The 250-nt window shown below is 62.0% G+C and carries 1 pseudogene; it reads left to right on the top strand.

From position 1 onward, the window contains the following. A pseudogene (locus tag FNJ47_RS47320) lies at nt 1-250 on the top strand (hypothetical protein); the annotation flags it as partial.

Here is a 250-nt window from a genome sequence, read left to right as displayed (position 1 = left end):
GGATACGCGCGATGCGCGATTATGCAGGGGTTAACCATCGACGGCGCGTCTATGCAGTACCTGACCGGACGATCGAGCGCGGCAACGACGCCAGCAGCAGCACGAGACAGACGCAGAGCAGCACGATTCTCTCAGCGATCGGCGCGCTGATGGGGGTGATCACTTTTGCGGTGACGTGGTCGTTCTTCTTCACGACACCCGGCGTGGTCAAATGGAGCCTGTCGACCGACCCGATGGCCTGGAACCTGGC

This window comes from Bradyrhizobium uaiense (assembly GCF_010811875.1).
GTDB lineage: Bacteria > Pseudomonadota > Alphaproteobacteria > Rhizobiales > Xanthobacteraceae > Bradyrhizobium > Bradyrhizobium uaiense.
The sequence above is the reverse complement of the archived record's forward strand: the minus strand, read 5'-3'. Positions and strand labels throughout refer to the sequence as shown.